The sequence below is a fragment of the Eisenbergiella massiliensis genome (assembly GCF_003435485.1).
In genome coordinates this window covers 55,025-72,914 of the sequence record NZ_QVLV01000014.1, presented here as the reverse complement: position 1 = coordinate 72,914, position 17,890 = coordinate 55,025, and the positions used below count along the sequence as shown (strand labels likewise).

The following is a 17,890-nucleotide window of genomic DNA, read 5'->3' as shown; positions in this document are numbered from 1 at the left end:
TGGAAGAAAACAAAATGCTCACCCTGGAGAAGTTTGAAGAGGCTTCCGAGGTGGTAAAAAAAGTAACACAGGAGACTAAGCTGGTATTCAGTGAATATTTCAGCAACCAGTCGGGAAACAAGGTCTATTTTAAGCCGGAGAACATGCAGCTGACCGGCGCGTACAAGCTTCGCGGCGCTTATTATAAAATAAGCACCCTGACGGAGGAGGAACGAAGCAAAGGACTGATTACAGCCTCCGCCGGCAATCATGCGCAGGGAGTGGCCTATGCGGCGAAGGCCTATGGCTGCAAGGCGGTGATTGTAATGCCGACCACGACCCCCTTGATGAAGGTAAACCGCACCAAGGGCTATGGCGCGGAGGTTGTTCTTTACGGAGACGTATATGATGAAGCCTGCGCAAAGGCCTACGAACTGGCGGAGGAATACGGATATACCTTTATCCATCCCTTTGATGATCCGGTAGTTGCCACCGGCCAGGGAACCATAATGATGGAAATTTTCAAGGAGTTGCCCCTGGTTGACTATATTCTCGTGCCCATCGGCGGCGGCGGACTTGCCACAGGCGTTTCCACGCTGGCAAAGCTTCTCAACCCCAAGATTCATGTGGTTGGCGTGGAACCTGCAGGGGCCAACTGTATGCAGGCGTCCCTGGAGCAGGGAAAAGTAGTGACGCTTGACAAGGTCAATACCATTGCCGACGGTACGGCCGTAAAAACGCCCGGAAGCATCATCTTCCCTTACATACAGCAGAATATTGATGAAATCATAACCGTGGGCGACGAGGAACTGGTGACAGCATTCCTTGATATGGTGGAAAACCACAAGATGGTTGTGGAAAATTCCGGACTGCTTACCGTTGCGGCGCTCAAGCACCTGAACGTGAAGAATAAAAAAGTGGTTTCCATTTTAAGCGGCGGCAACATGGATGTAATTACCATGTCCTCCGTGGTGCAGCACGGACTGATTTTCAGGGATCGTATTTTTACCGTTTCCGTTCTGCTTCCTGATAAGCCGGGCGAGCTTTCCCGCGTGGCGGCTGTGATTGCAGAGGAAAACGGAAATGTTATCAAGCTGGAGCATAACCAGTTTGTATCCATCAACCGCAGCGCGGCTGTGGAGCTGCGCATTACTCTGGAAGCCTTTGGGACGGATCATAAAAATCAGATTCTGGCCGCTTTGGAGAAAGAAGGTTATCAGCCGAAACTGGTCAGAACGAATATTTAAGCGCCATATTGCAGAAAATGGACAATGGCGGTTCATTTCCGAAGGAAGCAGGCCGGGGATAAATCCATCCGGTGACTGCTGCGGGAAATATATCGCAGTAAACCAGGTTTACTGCGCCTGCCGGCGGAGGTTTGGCTTCCGCCGGCTCTGGAGAGAATGTTGATATGAAAGATGTGTCGAAAGCAGCCGTAGGCTTTTAGATGCTGATTAAACCGCGTAAGTTAATTATGCGGTTTTTTTAATAGGGATTTACCGTGGCAGGCACGGCGTTTTAGAGTTGATGCCCGTTGCCTGCGGCGGGGTGCTGACTGTGGGATTATGGAAAGGGAGGTTTTTTATGACAGAAAAGTTTGTGGAAAAGAAATCGGTGAAAAGGCGGATTTATGATTACGTCATGATTACGGCGGCGGCCTGTATTTATGGCGTGAGCATCAGTCTGTTTCTGGATCCCAACAACCTGGCGCCCGGAGGCGTCACAGGTATTGCGGTGATCATAAACCGTCTGTCCGGACTTCCCACCGGTACCGGCATGCTGCTGATAAATATCCCGATACTGATAGCGGGATTGTGGAAGTTTGGCTTAAGGTTTATCATTTCCACCATTTACGCTACTTTGATGTGTGCCGTGTTTACCAATTTTTTTGCCCGGTTCGGGGCGCTCACCTCACAGCCGCTGCTGGCCGCCCTGGCAGGGGGGATTCTCATGGCCATCGGGCTGGGGATCGTTTTCAAAGCCGGAGCGACTACAGGAGGGACGGATATTATTGTTAAATTCCTTCGGCTTAAGTATAAACATCTTAAAACAGGAAGGCTGTTCTTCCTGACGGATATCCTGATTGTATCCGCCTCTCTCTTGGTATTTGGGGATTTTGATACCATTATGTATGCTATCCTGGCCGTTGTGGTGTGCAGCATTATGTTTGACGCGGTACTTTATGGCAGGGATGAGGCGAAGCTTATCTATATTATCAGTGACAGTTCGGAAAAAATCACCGCAAGGATTCTGGAGGAGCTGGATATCGGCGTAACCTATCTGGAAGGCAAGGGCGCCTACAGCAACAGTCCCAAAAAGGTGATTATGTGCGTTATGCGCAATACCATGTCCCCAAAAGCGGAGGAGATCGTGAAGGAGGAGGATCCTCTCGCTTTCATGATTGTTTCCAGCGCCACGGAGATTTACGGGGAAGGGTATAAGAATATTTTCAGCGAGAAAATTTAAAGGATGTTAAAGAAGAAAATGGATTATTGTTTACAGAGAGGGTATGAAAAAGCAGCAGCGGAACAGGAAGAATTGAAAATAAGGGTAGTCAGAAGCGGCCGCAGAACGGTCTGTCTGCAGATAGATGAGAAGCTCGATATTACGGTTCGCGCGCCATACAGGATGCCTGATTCGGAAATCCGCAGATTTGTGGAAGAAAAATCTTCCTGGATCACAAAACATATAAAGCAGATAAAGGAAAGACAGAGGAACGAAGCACTGCAGCCTGAGGAACGCCTCACAACAGAAGAAATCAGAAAGCTTGCCGGGGAGGCGCTTAAGTATATTCCGCAGAGAACCGCTTATTATGCGCCTTTGGTAAAAGTAAGCTATGGAAGGATAACGATACGCAACCAGAAGTCCCGTTGGGGAAGCTGCAGCAGCAAGGGAAACCTGAATTTTAACTGTCTTCTCATGCTTATGCCGCCGGAGGTGATTGATTACGTAGTGGTCCACGAGCTTTGCCACCGCCTGGAAATGAACCATTCGGAACGGTTCTGGAAGGAAGTGGAAAGAGTGCTGCCGGATTATAAGCTTCGGAAAAAATGGCTTCGTGAGAACGGGGACAGGATAATGAGGCGGATGGCGCTGCCTGACTGACAGCTGGCGGGATTGGTACTGCAGAAAAATGCAGATATTCAGGAAAAATAAGATGTTAAGGAAAAAAAGAAGGTGTCAAGAAAAAATACTTGACACCTTCTTCCTTTTATAGTAAGATTACAACTGCGGTTATCCGGGCGCAGTAGCTGATGAGAACCTTCACAGCTTCCGGAGAGAGCCGGGCAGCAGATAACAGGCACAGGGTGATAAGGCAATGGAAAAGATAGTGGAACAGGGTCTGTTATATGATTTTTACGGCGAGCTGCTCAATGAGCACCAGCGCCGGATATATGAAGATGCGGTAATGAATGACATGTCCTTAAGCGAGATTGCCCAGGAAGCGGGAATCAGCAGACAGGGTGTTCACGATTTGATAAAGAGGTGCGACAAGACGCTGGAGGATTACGAAAGCAGGCTGCACCTGATGGAAAAGTTCAGGATTATCACAGAAAAGCTGGAAGAGATCAAACAGCTGACGCCGGATGAAAAGATCAGGAAGCTGGCGGATGAGATTCTGGCAGAAATGTAATTTATTCTGTGACTGTGATGTAACCAGACAGTTACACATCAGCAAAGGAAACAGTGTTTATGGCATTTGAAAGCTTAACAGATAAACTCCAGAATGTATTCAAGAACCTGAGAGGAAAAGGCCGTCTGACGGAAGAGGATGTGAAAACAGCCTTGAAGGAGGTCAAGATGGCGCTGCTGGAAGCGGACGTTAATTTCCGCGTGGTAAAGCAGTTTGTGAAATCCGTGGAGGCACGCGCCATCGGCGCCGATGTTATGAACGGCCTGAACCCAGGTCAGATGGTCATCAAAATCGTAAATGAGGAAATGACCGCCCTGATGGGTTCGGAAACTACGGAAATCGCCATGCAGCCCGGCAAGTCAACCACCGTCATCATGATGTGCGGCCTTCAGGGCGCCGGCAAGACGACGACCGCGGCAAAGCTGGCCGGTAAATTCAAGCTGAAGGGAAAGAAACCGCTGCTGGTTGCCTGTGATATTTACAGGCCGGCCGCGATTGAACAGCTGGAAATCAACGCTAAGAAGCAGAATGTGGATGCTTTTTCCATGGGAACCAAAAACAAGCCCCTGGACATTGCAAAGGCTGGCATGGAGCATGCACAGAAAAATGGAAATAATGTAGTCATCATCGATACGGCGGGCCGTCTTCACATTGATGAAGAGATGATGCAGGAGCTTCAGGAGATCAAAGAAAACATCACCGTGCACCAGACGCTTCTGGTGGTGGATGCCATGACTGGACAGGATGCCGTGAACGTGGCGAAGGAGTTTGACGAGAAGGTAGGCGTGGACGGCGTAATCCTTTCCAAAATGGATGGCGATACCCGTGGCGGTGCGGCGCTTTCCATCAAGGCGGTGACCGGAAAGCCCATCCTTTATGTAGGTATGGGTGAGAAGCTTTCCGATTTGGAGCAGTTTTATCCGGACAGAATGGCCGGCCGGATCCTTGGCATGGGCGATGTCCTTTCCTTAATAGATAAGGCCCAGGCCAACATGAATATCGACGCTGATAAGGAAAAAGAAATGGCGTCGCGCATGAAGAAGGGTAAATTCGATTTTGAGGATTACCTGGAAAGCATGAAGCAGATGCGCAACATGGGCGGCCTGTCCAGCATTCTCAGCATGATGCCCGGCATCGGCGGCAAGAGTGCGGAGATCGAATCCATGGTGGATGAAAAGCAGCTGGCCCATATGGAGGCCATTGTCCTTTCCATGACACCGGCCGAACGCCGGAACCCCAAGCTCTTAAATCCCAGCAGAAAGCACAGGATTGCAAGAGGCGCGGGCGTGGATATCAGTATTGTAAACCGCTTCATCAAGCAGTTTGAGCAGAGCCAGAAAATGATGAAGCAGCTTCCCGGCATGATGGGAGGCTTCGGAGGCAAAAAGGGTAAGTTTAAACTTCCTTTTTAATAAATTAAAGCAAACAAAGCAAAAGATTCTTGGAGGTAAGAAAAAATGGCAGTAAAAATCAGATTAAGAAGAATGGGACAGAAGAAGGCTCCTTTTTACAGAATTATCGTGGCAGATTCCAGATCTCCCAGAGACGGAAGATTCATCGAGGAAATCGGAATCTATGATCCTAACAAAAATCCCAGTGAGTTCAAGGTAAATGAAGAACTGGCAAAGAAATGGCTGAACAATGGTGCACAGCCCACTGAAGTAGTAAGCAAAATCTTCAAAGCAGCAGGAATTGAGAAATAAGACCTCTTGGCAAAGAAGAGGGTATCGGCGCCATTTACCGGTACCCGGGTTGACGCCTGCGGCGGAATGGAGGAAAAGTAATGAAAGAACTGGTTGAAGTGATTGCAAAAGCACTTGTTGACAACCCGGAGGAAGTAGTCGTTACGGAAAAGGAAAGCGGTAAAATAACGACGATTGAGCTTCACGTTGCACCGTCCGACATGGGCAAGGTAATCGGCAAGCAGGGCCGTATCGCCAAAGCAATCCGTGCGGTTGTGAAAGCGGCAGCACTGGGAGATAAAAAACATGTGGATGTAGAAATCATCTGAAACGAAAAGGCTGCTCCCTTTACGGAAGCAGCTTTTTGCTGAGCAAAACCTGGTTTGCGCAGGAACGGTTATTGTGCCGGAGGCGTAAATCCTGTTCGTTTGGAGGAAAAGAATGGAACAGAAACTGCAGGTAGGAATCATTACGGCAACTCATGGCCTGAAGGGCGAGGTAAAGGTTTACCCTACGACGGATGACCCGGGACGGTTCCGGAGGCTGAAGAAAGTGATTCTGGATAACGGTAAAGTGTCCGTGGATCTGGAAATCGAAAGTGTTAAATATTTCAAACAGTTTGTAATACTGAAATTCAAAGGGCTGGACGATATTGAACAGGTGGAAAAATACCGGAAGGCCAGCCTGTATGTGACCAGGGACAATGCGGTCCGGCTGAAAAAGGACGAGTTTTTTATTGCAGACCTTATCGATATGAAGGTGGTAAACGAGGATGGTTCCCCTTTGGGAACGCTTCGGGATGTTATAACCACAGGGGCGAATGATGTTTATGAGGTGGCACTGGATGAGGGAGGCACTGTTCTGATTCCGGCCATTAAGGAATGCATTCTGGATGTGGATGTGGAAAATGCCGTAATGAGGGTCCATCTTCTGGAAGGGCTTCTGGATTTACAGTAAAACAGGCTGCATGCAGGCGGCGGATGGGAGCAGGTATGAATTTCCATATACTCACGCTTTTCCCGGAGATGGTTACAGGCGGGCTGAATACCAGCATTCTGGGGCGTGCCGCACAGAACGGGCATATTGGCCTGGAAGCGGTAAATATCCGGGATTTCACCAAAAATAAGCATAAAAAAGTGGACGATTATCCCTATGGAGGAGGGGCCGGCATGCTGATGCAGGCCCAGCCCGTTTTTGATGCATTTAAATCGGTGGAAGAAAAAATAATTTCCCGTGGCGGAAAGTCCCCCCGTGTGATTTACGTTACACCCCAGGGAAAGGTATTTAACCAGCAGATGGCGCAGGAACTGGCGCAGGAGCAGGATCTTGTCTTCCTTTGCGGCCATTATGAAGGGATTGATGAACGGGTGCTGCAGGCTGTTGTGACGGATTATGTGTCCATCGGCGACTATGTGCTGACAGGAGGAGAGCTGCCGGCCATGGTCATGATTGACGCCGTTTCCCGTCTGGTCCCGGGTGTGCTTAAGAATGAAGAATCAGCGGAATTTGAATCCTTCCATGATAATCTTCTGGAATATCCCCAGTATACCAGACCGGAGGTCTGGCAGGGCGCAGAGGTCCCTGAGGTGCTTCTTTGCGGGGACCATGCAAAAGTGGACCGTTGGCGGCTGGAGCAGTCGGAAGCGCGGACAAGGGAGCGCAGGCCTGATTTGTATGAGCTTTATGCAAGAAAAGGCCGGGCTCTCGGCTATCTGCAGAAAAGGAAGCTCTCCCATATGGATATGCTTGAGGTTATCCGCAGAGGACAGGGCGAGCTGCTTTACGGCGCAGAGGACGGCGTCCTTGTCAGGGATATTCCCAGCGGTGCCTATATGCTGTCCGCAGCGGATGAGGATATGGGGGAAAGGCTGATTTCCCTGATCCCGCGCGGCCTGAAAAACGGCCTGTATGTGGCGCATCAGGATTTCCTTAAGGACAGCCTTTGCAGAAGATTTGGCTGCAGCGTGATCAATTCCTGCGTACAGGCGGTTTATACCAGGAAAACGCCATGGGAAGAAGCTGCGGCGTATGATATCAGGCCGTTGGATCTTTCCTGGCTGGAAAGCGTTTACGGACAGTACCATACGGTTCATGACAGGGCTTATCTGGAGGAGAGGATCAGCGCCGGAATGATGTATGGGGTCTTTCTTGAAGGAAAGCTGGCCGGATTTGCCGGAATTCATGCGGAAGGAAGCATGGGAATGTTAGAGGTAGCGGAAGAATTCCGCAGGCGGGGAATCGGCGAGGCGCTGGAAAAACATCTGATAAACAGGATGCTGGAGCGCGGCTGGGTCCCCTTCTGCCAGGTATTTACCGACAACGAGGCGTCCGTGCGTCTCCAGGAAAAGCTGAAGCTGCGCATCGGCAGGGAAAAGGTCTACTGGATATCATAATTTTTACTTGCGTTTACAGGAATGATATGGTATATTATAAACGTTGCGATAATGAGATGGTCCTCTGTTACAGGTAAATGTATTAAGAACATCCAGGAAATCAGGAGGAAGAGCAATGAACGACATTATTAAGGCAATTGAAGAGGAACAGCTGAAGCAGGAGGTTCCGGAATTTTCCGTTGGTGATACCGTAAGAGTTTATGGTAAAATCAAAGAAGGTAACCGTGAAAGAGTCCAGGTATTTGAAGGTGTTGTCCTGAAAAAGCAGGGCGGCAGCAACAGAGCTACCTTTACCGTAAGAAAGAGCTCCAACGGCATCGGCGTTGAGAAGACATGGCCGCTGCACTCTCCCAATGTAGAGAAGGTTGAGCTGGTAAGAAAAGGTAAAGTAAGAAGAGCCAAACTGAACTACCTGAGAGACAGGGTAGGCAAGAAGGCCAAAGTTAAAGAACTGGTAAAATAATCGGATACGGTATGAGGGGCAGCCGCTGTGGTGGCTGTCTCTTTTTATATTGTTGATGCAGCGGTTCTGCTTCCTGGACATTAACACCGTTTCCTTTGTGGCCAGCAGGCAAGACGGAGATGCTTGCAAGGTTCGCCCCTTTCGTGATAGAATGTAAGCGTCGTTTAGCAAATGATAGGAAAAAGCAGGCGTAACCGGGAAGGCATTATATAGCTGCCAACCGGAGTAAAAACGGCTTTTTACAGCATTCTATATAGGAAGAACAAATGAGAAGAACCAAAGGATTAAGCTTCTACAGAAGAAGGAAAAAAATAAGCACGACCATTGTCCACGAGATATTGAGCTATGTGGCAGGAATTTTAATTGCCGCTTTTCTTGCCTTTGTCATCGTTTATTTTGTGGGAATCAGAACCAGTGTGATCGGGGTATCCATGGAACCGGCGCTTTATAACGGGCAGGGAATCCTGATAAACAGGTTTGCTTACAAGCTTGCCAATCCCAGGGCCGGAGACGTGGTGGTTTTTCTTCCCAACGGCAATCAGAACACCCACTATTATGTAAAGCGCGTTGTGGCCGGGCCGGGTGAAACCGTACAGATCAGGGAGGGAATCCTCTATGTAAATGGAAAGGCGGTGGAGGATGACACCTATGACCTGATAGCGGACGCGGGAATTGCGGAGCATGAGATCAAGCTGGGAAATGATGAATATTTTGTTATGGGGGATAACTGCAACAGCAGTGAAGACAGCCGCTCCGGCAATATCGGCCCGGTTTCCAGAGATGATATCGTGGGAAAGGCCTGGTTTAAGATGGCGGGCGGAGGCAGCAATATGGGACTTGTGAAATAGGACGGACTGCCGGGCGGAAAAGCAGGATTTTTAAAAGAATCCGTAGCCGTGAAGGCATGATAACTTAAAAAAAATTCAGGAACGGATTTGGAGATGCCGCCACCTGGCTTCCAAATCGGAAAGGTATGGGAAAGTATATATGAATTATCAATGGTATCCCGGGCATATGACAAAAGCCAGGCGCGCCATGCAGGAAGATATTAAGCTGATAGACCTGATTATTGAGCTGGTGGATGCCAGAATACCGCAGAGCAGCCGCAATCCGGATATTGATGAGCTGGGACGGAACAAGGCCAGGCTGGTGCTTCTTAATAAATCGGATTTGGCGGATCCGGCATGTAACAGGGCCTGGACGGCCTGGTTTCAGGAAAAAGGGATCAAGGCCCTGGAAATCAACGCGCAGACCGGACAGGGGCTGAAGGCCATTCAGGGAGCCGTACAGGAGGTGTGTAAGGAGAAGATAGAGAGGGACAGAAGGCGGGGAATCCTGAACCGTCCGGTGAGAGCCATGGTAGCGGGAATCCCCAATGTGGGGAAATCCACCTTTATCAATTCCTTTGCCGGAAAGGCGTGTACCAAAACGGGCAACAAGCCCGGCGTAACCAAAGGAAAGCAGTGGATCAGGCTGAATAAGGGGCTGGAGCTTCTGGATACACCCGGAATTCTCTGGCCGAAGTTTGAAGACCAGAGCGTTGGCATGAAACTTGCATTTATAGGCTCCATGAACGATGAAATCATCATTATGGACGAACTGGCCATAGACTTGATTGCCTATCTTCAGGAATGGTATCCATCCCTTCTTCAGGAGAGGTATTCGCTTGCCGGAGGGGAAACTCCGGTCCAGGTGCTGGAAGCGGCGGCCGAAAAGCGCAAATGCTACAAAAAGGGCGGCGAGCCGGATTTAAGCAGGGCGGCCCAGCTTGTAACGGATGATTTCAGAAGCGGGAGACTGGGAAGAATTTCTCTGGAAAGACCCGGGACAGGGAATGTCTGAGAAGTGATTTTCAAATATTCCCGAGAATAAATGATTGGAGCACAATAAAATGAAAAATGTGGTAAAGGAAATTATCAGTACAATACTTTATATTCTGGCGGTTCTTCTTGGAACCTATCTGCTGATAACCTTTGTGGGACAGAGAACCTCGGTGAGCGGAAGCTCCATGGAGCCGACCTTGAGCAATAACGATCAGCTGATACTGGATAAGATATCCTACCGTTTTTCAGAACCGAAACGTTTTGATATCATCGTTTTCCCCTTTCAATATAAAGAGAATACTTACTATGTAAAGAGAGTCATCGGCCTTCCCGGGGAAACGGTGCAGATTGATTTGGAGGGCAACATTTACATTAACGGCGAGATACTGGTAGAGGATTACGGCAAAGAGAAGATCAACTTCCCGGGACTTGCGGTGGAACCCATTACATTGGGGGATGATGAATATTTTGTCATGGGTGATAACCGGAACAACAGCTCGGACAGCCGGGATCCAAGCGTGGGGAACATCCGGCGCAGCAACATTATCGGTAAGGCCTGGGTGAGGATATGGCCGTTAAACAAGTTCGGCGTGCTGAAGCATCAATAGGCGCAGGCCGTAAAAAAGGTGACTGACGATGAAAATACAGGAGATAAAGGATCAGTTTAACAGCTGCTCCCCGGAAGACCTTCCGCGGCTGATGGAAGCCTATAGCGCGGATGAAAGAAGCGGTGTCCAGGCGGAAATTGCCAGGGCAAAGAAGCGGCTGGAAGCCCTGGAAAAAGAGAAAGAACGCACCAGGGCGCTGCAGCAGTATGAAAGAAAATATGAAAGCGCCGGCTTTGTCTGCGGAATCGACGAAGTGGGAAGAGGCCCGCTGGCAGGCCCGGTTGTGGCAGGCGCCGTGATTCTGCCCCGGGATTGCGGGATATTGTATCTGAATGATTCCAAACAGCTGAGTGCCAGGAAGCGGGAAGAGCTTTATGAGGTTATTATGAGGGAGGCGGTTGCCACGGGAATCGGTTATGCCTCGCCTGCGAGGATTGACGAAATCAATATTCTTCAGGCGACTTATGAGGCCATGCGTGAGGCGATAGGAAAGCTGGCCGTAAAGCCGGATATCCTGTTGAATGATGCGGTGACGATTCCCGGCGTGAATATCAGGCAGGTGCCCATCATCAAAGGGGATGCCAAAAGCGTATCCATCGCGGCTGCCAGCATCATTGCCAAGGTGACGAGAGACAGGCTGATGGTGCAGTATGACAGCGTTTTTCCTGGGTACGGCTTTGCAGCCAACAAGGGCTACGGCGCTGCGGCCCATATTGAAGCGTTGAAGCAGCTTGGCCCCACGCCGATTCACAGAAGAAGCTTTATTAAAAATTTTATGGAAGGCTCCAATGAATAGAAGAAAAATCGGGGAATCCTATGAAGAGGCCGCCGGCGTATATCTGCAGAAAAAAGGGATACGGCTGGCGGAAAAGAATTTCCGATGCCGTCAGGGAGAAGTGGATCTGATCGGCTGGGACGGGGAATATCTTGTTTTTTTCGAAGTGAAATACAGAAGGACTTGCGACGCCGGTTATCCGGCGGAGGCAGTGGGAATTGGAAAACAAAAGAAAATATGCCGTGTGGCGGATTATTACCTCTATTATAAGAGGCTGGGAGAAAGCATTCCGGTACGGTTTGACGTGGTTGCAATATGTGGTGAGAGCGTGAACTGGTATCAGAATGCTTTTGATTATATCAGGCCATATTAAAGGCGGCTTTAATATCCGGGAATGAACCGGAGCGCTGCCGGCGGCGGAAAGGAAGGTGACCGGTTTGGAAAATGTGACGGCAATTAGGAGAAAGAACAGGCCTGTGCCGGTGATGGCGCAGACAGTAAAAGGCGGCGCAGAGTTTTTGTCCTTTCCTGAAATAGAAAAAACAGGTGTGGTAAGGCATCTGATGAGTACAAGGCTGGGCGGCGTGAGCGAAGGGGATCTGTGGTCCATGAACGTAAGCTATTCCAGAGGGGACAGGAAGGAAAATGTGGATGAAAATTACCGCAGGATCGCGGAGGCGCTGGGCTGTGGTATGGAAGATTTTGTTTTTTCCGATCAGACGCATACCACCAATATCCGCCATGTAACCGGGGAGGACAGGGGAAAAGGAATTTTGCGTCCCAGGGATTATACGGATGTGGACGGCATGATAACGGATGAGCCGGGGATTGTGCTTTCCACCTTTTATGCGGATTGCGTTCCCCTCTTGTTTGTGGACCCGGTAAAGAAGGCGGTGGGGCTTTCCCATTCGGGCTGGAAGGGAACTGCCGGCTGTATGGGAAGGAAAACGGTAGAGGCCATGCAGGAGGCCTTCGGAAGCCGTCCGGAGGACATACTGGCAGGGATTGGCCCGTCTATCTGCCGGGACTGTTACGAGGTCAGCAAAGATGTGGCAGAGGTCTTTCAGGCGCTTTTTGCAGAAGATATTATGCGGAAAACGGGAGTGGGCATCAGGGAGATTCTTGAAGAAAAGGGAAATGAAAAATATCAGCTGGATTTGTGGAAGGCCAATGAGGCGATCTGCCTGTCTGCGGGAATCAGCCCGGAGCATATCAGTGTGACGGATGTCTGTACCTGCTGCAATCCAACCTATCTTTTTTCCCACAGGGCCAGCAATGGCAGAAGAGGAAATCTGGGGATGTTTGTTGTGTTGAATTAAGAGGAGTATCGCATATGGCAAAAACGGAATTGGCAGTAGCGGAACTGATTTGGAACATGATAGCGAGGAAAACCGGGAATGTGGGAAAGGTGGATTTTTTCCCGCAGAAGCCGGCATTTCCCTTTGGAGAGGGCTTTCCGGGGCGGGAAGAAGCGGAACAGCCCCTGGAAAGGGCGATTCCCGAAACGCAGGGGATATCCTCCGCCCGTATTGCGGCCTTTTTAAAGGATCTGGCGCTTCATGAGAGCATTGATATTCACCAGATTATGCTGGTGCGCAATGGGAAAGTCATCTGTGAATGCGGATTTGCCCCTTATCCTGCGGGGATGTGGCATGCAAGCTATTCCATGTGCAAAAGCATTACAGGCATGGCCATTGGCATGCTGATTGCGGAGGGAAAGCTGAAGCTTGGCGATAAGGTGATTGATGTATTCCATACCAGGAAAAATCTGTTCAATATTTTCCGGCTGAAGGATGTCACCGTGGAAAACCTGCTGGACATGACCAGCTGCGTCAGCTTTAATGAAACGGGAATCGTGTCCGGGAACGACTGGGTGAGAGGCTATCTGGAATCAGGGCTGGCAGGCGTGCCGGGACGCGATTTTGAATATAACAGCATGAACACTTATATGCTGTCTGCAATGATTACGGAAATTACCGGGGAAAGCCTGATGGAGTACCTGCGGCCCAGATTATGGGAACCGATGGGCATACGCAGGATTTTCTGGGAAACCTGTCCCAAGGGGATTACCAAGGGCGGCTGGGGGCTTTTTATCTGCCCGGAGGATGCCGCCAAGCTGGGAATGCTGTACCTGCAGAACGGAAACTGGAAGGGTGAGCAGCTCGTCCCGGAGGAATGGGTAAGGACCTCCAGCACCCTGCATATGGAAACGCCTTCAGAAATGAGCAGCTACGGTTATGGCTATCAGATGTGGATGGGCGGCAGGGAAGGCTCTTTTAACTATAATGGCATGCTGGGGCAGGATGTGCTCGCTTACCGGGATCTGAACATGGTGGTAGTGACCAATGCGGGAAGCAAGGAGCTGTTCCAGAACTGCGTGCTGCTGGGCATTGTCAAAAAATATTTTGAAGGTGACTATAATCCGCCTTCCCGGCTTCCTGACGATCTGCGCAGCCAGATCATGCTGCAGCATGTAATTGAAGAAATGGAGGGGAGGCGGACCGGCCTTCCGGTCATTGAAAAGGGCGGCTGGGAAAAGCGGAAGGCTGTTTACATCCGAAGCACGCTGCGGCAGAACAGAATCCATTATCTGGACGGCAAAACCTATGAAATGGAAGAAAAGCATGTGGGCCTTATGCCGTTGATGATGCAGGTGTTTCATAATAATTTTACCGACGGAATTGGGAAAATCGGTTTTACCGCCGCAGGGAACAGGCTGTTTATCCACCTGTTTGAGGGCGAAGAGGAAATTTCGCTGGAAATCGGCTTTGTGAAGGCGGCGGCCGCCAACGTATCCTTCCATGGGGACATTTACCGCCTTGGCGTCAAGGGGGAATTTTCCACGGATGAGGACGGCAGGATGGTGCTGAAAATAGATTTTGCATTCCTGGAGGAGGCCTGCAGACGGAAGGTAAAGCTGTATTTTGATGGGGATACGCTGGAGGCCCACTGGGATGAGACACCAGGAAAAGAAGTGATTATGGAAGGCCTGGACTCGCTGACGGATATCGGCGGGAAAATGGGCTTCCTGCTGAATACCATAAAAGAAAGCGGCGGAATAGATGTTTTTCATATTCTGGTGGAACGAACCGTGCAGCCGGTTTGCACAGGCAGGCTGATCGATCCGAATGTGGAAGTGGAAAAGGAAAAGGGAACGGAAACGGAAATGCAGGAGGCCCAGGATGCCGTGCAGGATACGCTGCAGAATACGGCCCAGGATGCTGTACAGGATACACCGCAGAAAGCCGTGCATAAATTCGTGGGAGATGCCGCACAGAAAATAGTCCAGAACATTGTGGGAGGCGCTGTACAAAAAACTGTGCAGAACATTGTAGAGGATATTGTGCAGAATACAGAGGACACAGAACAGAATACCGTGGAGAATACCACGGAGGAAAATACACAGGTTAGTTCGCTGACAGCGGCGCAGAATGTGTTGGCGGATAATACGCACAATAAGGAAGGGGAGCATGTCAGTGGATGGAAGTCATGTTAGGATAGGGTCGTGTATACTCGCGGGCGACATGGATATTATGGTTCGATTTTACAGGGATACGCTGGGCTTTCAAACGCAGTGGGATGGAGGGGATTTTGCTGAATTTGAAACAGCTGGGGGCGAATTATCCTTTTGGCTGTACAGCAGGAAGGAATTTGTTAAGGCAATCGGGGAGAACTATATCCCGCCTAAGGGAATCAATCAGACATTTGAAATCGCCCTTTGGTTACCAAGTTTTGCTGATGTGGATGCGGAATATGAGCGGCTGTCAAAGTTGAATGTACAGTTTCCGACAGGAGAACCTATCACCTATCCTTTTGGTATTCGCAACTTTTATGTTGCCGACCCGGAGGGCAATCTACTTGAAATCGGCAGTACAAGAGAATTGTAATGCCACACAGTATTAGAATATTACAGGCAGGGGCCGCAAAATCATCTGAAATGTTGATTTTGCGGCCCTTGTAGTTTTTTGCAGGTTTAAGAGAGGAGGCTCATGCCATGTAATCAGATTTTTGATTTCCGCTGTACAGGCCAGCATGAAGGGCTGGTAGTAAGAAAGTGATTCAGGAATGTCAGAATCTATCGCTGAAGGCGGCTTGGGATGGATTTTGGCAGTAACTGTGAAGGTGCTGAACAGTTTCAGTATACTATAATTGAAAATTATCACAAACAAATATAATAAATGTCTATTTATGTATAGACATAATTGATTTATGATAGTATAATTCATGTATGGGCAATCATAATAATAAATAGCAGGTTAGTAGTAGGCGGGAATAAATGACAGTGCGGAAATGCCAGTGAAAGGACGAAAAAATTTATGTTGATTCACGCAGTATATGCAGTATATGTATAAAGCCCCGCAGTTTACAGAATGCCGGAACAACCAGCTGGGACACAAATAAAATATAGTATCACCAAGGGAGGAAGAAAAATATGGCTTACGACAATATGGAAAGCAGAAACGAGCTTTTTTTCAGCGCCGATACGGAAGAACTGAAAAAAGGCTGCCGGGAAAACGATAAAGAAATGAAATGTCTCATTTGCGGTGAAACCTATGAGAAGGGGGAAATTTTCCCTTTTGAGGGAAGATATTTCGATGCGGGAAAAAGGATGAAGCTGCATCTTGAAAAAGAACATGGCTCCATGCTCCATTTCCTCTTAAATTCCGGCCTTGCAGGCGTTTCAGAAATACAAAGCGCCATCCTGGCAGCAATGGCAGAGGGCTTAAGCGATAAGGAGATAGCCGCCAGACAGCAGATTGCCCAGTCAACGGTGAGGAACCACCGCTTCAAGCTGCGGGAAAAGGAACGGCAGGCCAGAGTATTCCTTGCGATAATGGAGCTTATGAAAGAATCTGTGCCCACAGAGGAAAACGATCCCGGTGAGAAGCTTTGCGAACCGCACCGGACAGCCTCCATGGTGGATGACAGGTACGTGATTACTGAGGAAGAAAGAACGCAGATTCTGGGGACTTTTTTTGATGAAAACGGACATTTAAAGGAAATCCCGGCCAGAGAGAAGCGAAAAGTAGTGATACTTCGTAAAATAGCAGAAAATTTCAAACCGGGTACAAAATACACGGAAACAGAAGTAAACCGCATTCTGAAAAGAATCAACGACGATTTCCCTTACATCCGCAGACTTATGATTGAATACGGTTTCCTGGATCGCACCAGCGACTGTTCCAGTTATTGGATAAAGGAATAGAATCAGTAATACTTGGTCAGGCCTGCCCATTTACTGTGCCGATCGAAGGAAAGTAACAAAAAAGGCCATGAAGCGAACCACCTGTAACAGCTCGGATCCCCGGGCTGCTGCAGCATTGCAGGCTATCCCTGCATCAGTTCCTCCATGGCCTCTTTCAATCCTTTTACAGTCATGGGAAACATGGGAAATATCCCCTTAACCGCAGTTTCGGATTCCCTCCAGGGCGCGTTCCCCTGCGCCATTTTAGGATTCAGCCAAACGCTTTTCCGGAAATGCTCCTTCATAAGCTCCAGCCAGCCGATGCCGGGAAGCCCGTCATTGGGACCACGGTAGTTGCCCGAAGGCGAATAAAGCTCCTCCGGAGCCATGGCGGCATCACCCACAATCACCACACGGGTATCGCTTTTCAGGTTACGAAACAGCCATTCCGTATCAATCCAGTCGCCATAATCACAAACAGGGGACTGGTAAACCTTCCCATATATACAATTATGGAAATAGTAAAAATGCGTTTCCTTAAAATGATTGGACTTGCTCACCGCCTGAAAAAGCTCATTCATCAGCTGTGAATAAGGCAGCATCGTACCGCCGGAATCCATGAGAAGCAGCAGCTTTATTGCATTTTTACGCGGTTTTTCCATAACAACCTGAAGAAAACCGCCATTCTGGCAGGTTTTATCTATCGTTCCCTCCACATCCAGATCGGTTCGGGGAAGATCCTGCCTCGAGGAATACTGCCGCAGCCGCCGCAGCGCCTGCTGGAATTGGCGATTGTCAATGATCCTGTCATCCCGGAAATCTTTATATTTACGCTCGCCCATGACGGCAAAAGCTGACTGATGCCCCGATTTGCCACCCACCCGGATACCGCCCACGCTGGCGCCGGTATTCCCGAAAGAAGAACGGCCCATAGTTCCCACCCAGTAACTTCCGCCATTGTGCTCGCTGGTCTGCTCCTTCAGCCTCTTTTCCAGAAGGGCCTCTGTTTCCTCCGCGCTTTCCTCCCTGCGTTCCAAAGAAAACGCGCCCTCGCTTCTTTTTTCCTGAAGCAGCTCGTTCATTTCAGGCTTGTCCAGCCATTCCAGAAGCCGGGAAGAAAGCGCCGTCCCCTTTTCAATCCCCTGGAAAAATTCCCCGAAAGCCAGGTCAAACCTGTCATAATCCGTCTCCCGTTTTACAAGAAGCATCCGGGAAAGCATATAAAAATCAGAAAGGCTGCAGCCGCACAGCCCCTTATCAAGCGCCTCCTGTAAAGAAAGCCACTCCCCGGGAGTAACCGCGATTCCCTTCCCCTTCAAAACCACAAAAAAGGCCTCAAACATAACCC

At 49.4% G+C, this 17,890-nt stretch carries 20 protein-coding genes and 1 pseudogene; 20 read left to right on the top strand and 1 reads right to left on the bottom strand.

All coding sequences use genetic code 11. From position 1 onward, the window contains the following. Positions 1–14: 14 nt before the first annotated feature. The 20 genes and pseudogenes from ilvA (at position 15) to DXC51_RS18560 (ending at position 16,563) form a co-directional block, all read left to right on the top strand. Positions 15–1,226: a threonine ammonia-lyase gene (gene ilvA, locus DXC51_RS18650; RefSeq protein WP_025490192.1), complete on the top strand. Its 1,212-nt coding sequence runs from the start codon at positions 15–17 to the stop codon at positions 1,224–1,226. A 337-nt stretch (positions 1,227–1,563) separates the two neighbouring features. After that, the gene (locus DXC51_RS18645; RefSeq protein WP_243003229.1) at positions 1,564–2,445 is read left to right on the top strand and encodes a YitT family protein; all 882 of its coding nucleotides are present in this window, start codon (positions 1,564–1,566) and stop codon (positions 2,443–2,445) included. Positions 2,446–2,463: 18 nt separating this feature from the next. Continuing rightward, positions 2,464–3,084: a M48 family metallopeptidase gene (locus DXC51_RS18640; RefSeq protein ID WP_044915597.1), complete on the top strand. Its 621-nt coding sequence runs from the start codon at positions 2,464–2,466 to the stop codon at positions 3,082–3,084. Between the two features lie 214 nt (positions 3,085–3,298). Continuing rightward, the gene (ylxM, locus tag DXC51_RS18635; protein WP_021637245.1) at positions 3,299–3,613 is read left to right on the top strand and encodes a YlxM family DNA-binding protein; all 315 of its coding nucleotides are present in this window, start codon (positions 3,299–3,301) and stop codon (positions 3,611–3,613) included. 59 nt (positions 3,614–3,672) lie between these two features. Continuing rightward, positions 3,673–5,025, top strand: coding sequence for a signal recognition particle protein (gene ffh / locus DXC51_RS18630; protein WP_021637246.1), 1,353 nt, complete (start codon positions 3,673–3,675; stop codon positions 5,023–5,025). A gap of 45 nt (positions 5,026–5,070) precedes the next feature. Beyond that, entirely contained in the window at positions 5,071–5,316 is a 246-nt protein-coding gene (rpsP, locus tag DXC51_RS18625; RefSeq protein ID WP_021637247.1) for a 30S ribosomal protein S16, read from the top strand. Between the two features lie 80 nt (positions 5,317–5,396). Continuing rightward, a complete protein-coding gene (locus DXC51_RS18620; RefSeq protein ID WP_021637248.1) occupies positions 5,397–5,624 on the top strand; it encodes a KH domain-containing protein in 228 nt (75 codons plus the stop codon). Positions 5,625–5,736: 112 nt separating this feature from the next. Further along, entirely contained in the window at positions 5,737–6,252 is a 516-nt protein-coding gene (rimM, locus tag DXC51_RS18615; RefSeq protein ID WP_021637249.1) for a ribosome maturation factor RimM, read from the top strand. A gap of 35 nt (positions 6,253–6,287) precedes the next feature. After that, positions 6,288–6,974: pseudogene (trmD, locus tag DXC51_RS30845) on the top strand (tRNA (guanosine(37)-N1)-methyltransferase TrmD); the annotation flags it as partial. 57 nt (positions 6,975–7,031) lie between these two features. Beyond that, complete coding sequence (locus tag DXC51_RS30840) at positions 7,032–7,688, top strand: GNAT family N-acetyltransferase (protein ID WP_320985440.1); 657 nt, start codon at positions 7,032–7,034, stop codon at positions 7,686–7,688. Between the two features lie 115 nt (positions 7,689–7,803). Further along, positions 7,804–8,151 carry a 50S ribosomal protein L19 gene (gene rplS / locus DXC51_RS18605; RefSeq protein ID WP_021637252.1) on the top strand — a complete coding sequence of 116 codons (348 nt, stop codon included), beginning with the start codon at positions 7,804–7,806 and terminating at the stop codon, positions 8,149–8,151. A gap of 266 nt (positions 8,152–8,417) precedes the next feature. Next, the gene (lepB, locus tag DXC51_RS18600; RefSeq protein WP_025490189.1) at positions 8,418–8,999 is read left to right on the top strand and encodes a signal peptidase I; all 582 of its coding nucleotides are present in this window, start codon (positions 8,418–8,420) and stop codon (positions 8,997–8,999) included. Between the two features lie 139 nt (positions 9,000–9,138). After that, positions 9,139–9,993: a ribosome biogenesis GTPase YlqF gene (ylqF, locus tag DXC51_RS18595; protein WP_021637254.1), complete on the top strand. Its 855-nt coding sequence runs from the start codon at positions 9,139–9,141 to the stop codon at positions 9,991–9,993. A 49-nt stretch (positions 9,994–10,042) separates the two neighbouring features. Continuing rightward, the gene (gene lepB, locus DXC51_RS18590; protein ID WP_025490188.1) at positions 10,043–10,582 is read left to right on the top strand and encodes a signal peptidase I; all 540 of its coding nucleotides are present in this window, start codon (positions 10,043–10,045) and stop codon (positions 10,580–10,582) included. 28 nt (positions 10,583–10,610) lie between these two features. Further along, positions 10,611–11,378: a ribonuclease HII gene (locus DXC51_RS18585; RefSeq protein WP_021637256.1), complete on the top strand. Its 768-nt coding sequence runs from the start codon at positions 10,611–10,613 to the stop codon at positions 11,376–11,378. Continuing rightward, positions 11,371–11,730 (top strand): YraN family protein, encoded by a 360-nt coding sequence (locus tag DXC51_RS18580; protein ID WP_021637257.1) that lies wholly within the window; start codon positions 11,371–11,373, stop codon positions 11,728–11,730. Before DXC51_RS18585 ends, DXC51_RS18580 begins: the two co-directional genes overlap by 8 nt. Positions 11,731–11,794: 64 nt before the next feature. Next, positions 11,795–12,676 (top strand): peptidoglycan editing factor PgeF, encoded by an 882-nt coding sequence (gene pgeF, locus DXC51_RS18575; protein WP_025490186.1) that lies wholly within the window; start codon positions 11,795–11,797, stop codon positions 12,674–12,676. 14 nt (positions 12,677–12,690) lie between these two features. Further along, positions 12,691–14,853, top strand: coding sequence for a serine hydrolase domain-containing protein (locus DXC51_RS18570; protein ID WP_117545152.1), 2,163 nt, complete (start codon positions 12,691–12,693; stop codon positions 14,851–14,853). Next, complete coding sequence (locus DXC51_RS18565) at positions 14,834–15,244, top strand: VOC family protein (protein WP_025490185.1); 411 nt, start codon at positions 14,834–14,836, stop codon at positions 15,242–15,244. The genes DXC51_RS18570 and DXC51_RS18565 overlap by 20 nt, the downstream gene beginning before the upstream one ends. Positions 15,245–15,789: 545 nt before the next feature. Then, entirely contained in the window at positions 15,790–16,563 is a 774-nt protein-coding gene (locus tag DXC51_RS18560; protein WP_243003228.1) for a DUF2087 domain-containing protein, read from the top strand. A 122-nt stretch (positions 16,564–16,685) separates the two neighbouring features. Here DXC51_RS18560 and DXC51_RS18555 read toward each other — a convergent pair whose 3' ends face one another. Next, positions 16,686–17,885, bottom strand: coding sequence for a VWA domain-containing protein (locus DXC51_RS18555; protein WP_117545151.1), 1,200 nt, complete (start codon positions 17,883–17,885; stop codon positions 16,686–16,688). Positions 17,886–17,890: the final 5 nt, after the last annotated feature.

What these genes read in the sequence shown, in the direction of transcription:
- ylxM (WP_021637245.1), top strand. Translation starts at nt 3,299, where the DNA reads ATGGAAAAGATAGTGGAACAGGGTCTGTTATATGATTTTTACGGCGAG.
- ffh (WP_021637246.1), top strand. Translation starts at nt 3,673, where the DNA reads ATGGCATTTGAAAGCTTAACAGATAAACTCCAGAATGTATTCAAGAAC.
- DXC51_RS18640 (WP_044915597.1), top strand. Translation starts at nt 2,464, where the DNA reads ATGGATTATTGTTTACAGAGAGGGTATGAAAAAGCAGCAGCGGAACAG.
- rplS (WP_021637252.1), top strand. Translation starts at nt 7,804, where the DNA reads ATGAACGACATTATTAAGGCAATTGAAGAGGAACAGCTGAAGCAGGAG.
- ilvA (WP_025490192.1), top strand. Translation starts at nt 15, where the DNA reads ATGCTCACCCTGGAGAAGTTTGAAGAGGCTTCCGAGGTGGTAAAAAAA.
- DXC51_RS30840 (WP_320985440.1), top strand. Translation starts at nt 7,032, where the DNA reads ATGGATATGCTTGAGGTTATCCGCAGAGGACAGGGCGAGCTGCTTTAC.
- lepB (WP_025490189.1), top strand. Translation starts at nt 8,418, where the DNA reads ATGAGAAGAACCAAAGGATTAAGCTTCTACAGAAGAAGGAAAAAAATA.
- DXC51_RS18620 (WP_021637248.1), top strand. Translation starts at nt 5,397, where the DNA reads ATGAAAGAACTGGTTGAAGTGATTGCAAAAGCACTTGTTGACAACCCG.
- rimM (WP_021637249.1), top strand. Translation starts at nt 5,737, where the DNA reads ATGGAACAGAAACTGCAGGTAGGAATCATTACGGCAACTCATGGCCTG.
- DXC51_RS18560 (WP_243003228.1), top strand. Translation starts at nt 15,790, where the DNA reads ATGGCTTACGACAATATGGAAAGCAGAAACGAGCTTTTTTTCAGCGCC.
- rpsP (WP_021637247.1), top strand. Translation starts at nt 5,071, where the DNA reads ATGGCAGTAAAAATCAGATTAAGAAGAATGGGACAGAAGAAGGCTCCT.
- DXC51_RS18645 (WP_243003229.1), top strand. Translation starts at nt 1,564, where the DNA reads ATGACAGAAAAGTTTGTGGAAAAGAAATCGGTGAAAAGGCGGATTTAT.
- DXC51_RS18585 (WP_021637256.1), top strand. Translation starts at nt 10,611, where the DNA reads ATGAAAATACAGGAGATAAAGGATCAGTTTAACAGCTGCTCCCCGGAA.
- DXC51_RS18555 (WP_117545151.1), bottom strand. Translation starts at nt 17,885, where the DNA reads ATGTTTGAGGCCTTTTTTGTGGTTTTGAAGGGGAAGGGAATCGCGGTT.
- ylqF (WP_021637254.1), top strand. Translation starts at nt 9,139, where the DNA reads ATGAATTATCAATGGTATCCCGGGCATATGACAAAAGCCAGGCGCGCC.
- DXC51_RS18580 (WP_021637257.1), top strand. Translation starts at nt 11,371, where the DNA reads ATGAATAGAAGAAAAATCGGGGAATCCTATGAAGAGGCCGCCGGCGTA.
- lepB (WP_025490188.1), top strand. Translation starts at nt 10,043, where the DNA reads ATGAAAAATGTGGTAAAGGAAATTATCAGTACAATACTTTATATTCTG.
- DXC51_RS18570 (WP_117545152.1), top strand. Translation starts at nt 12,691, where the DNA reads ATGGCAAAAACGGAATTGGCAGTAGCGGAACTGATTTGGAACATGATA.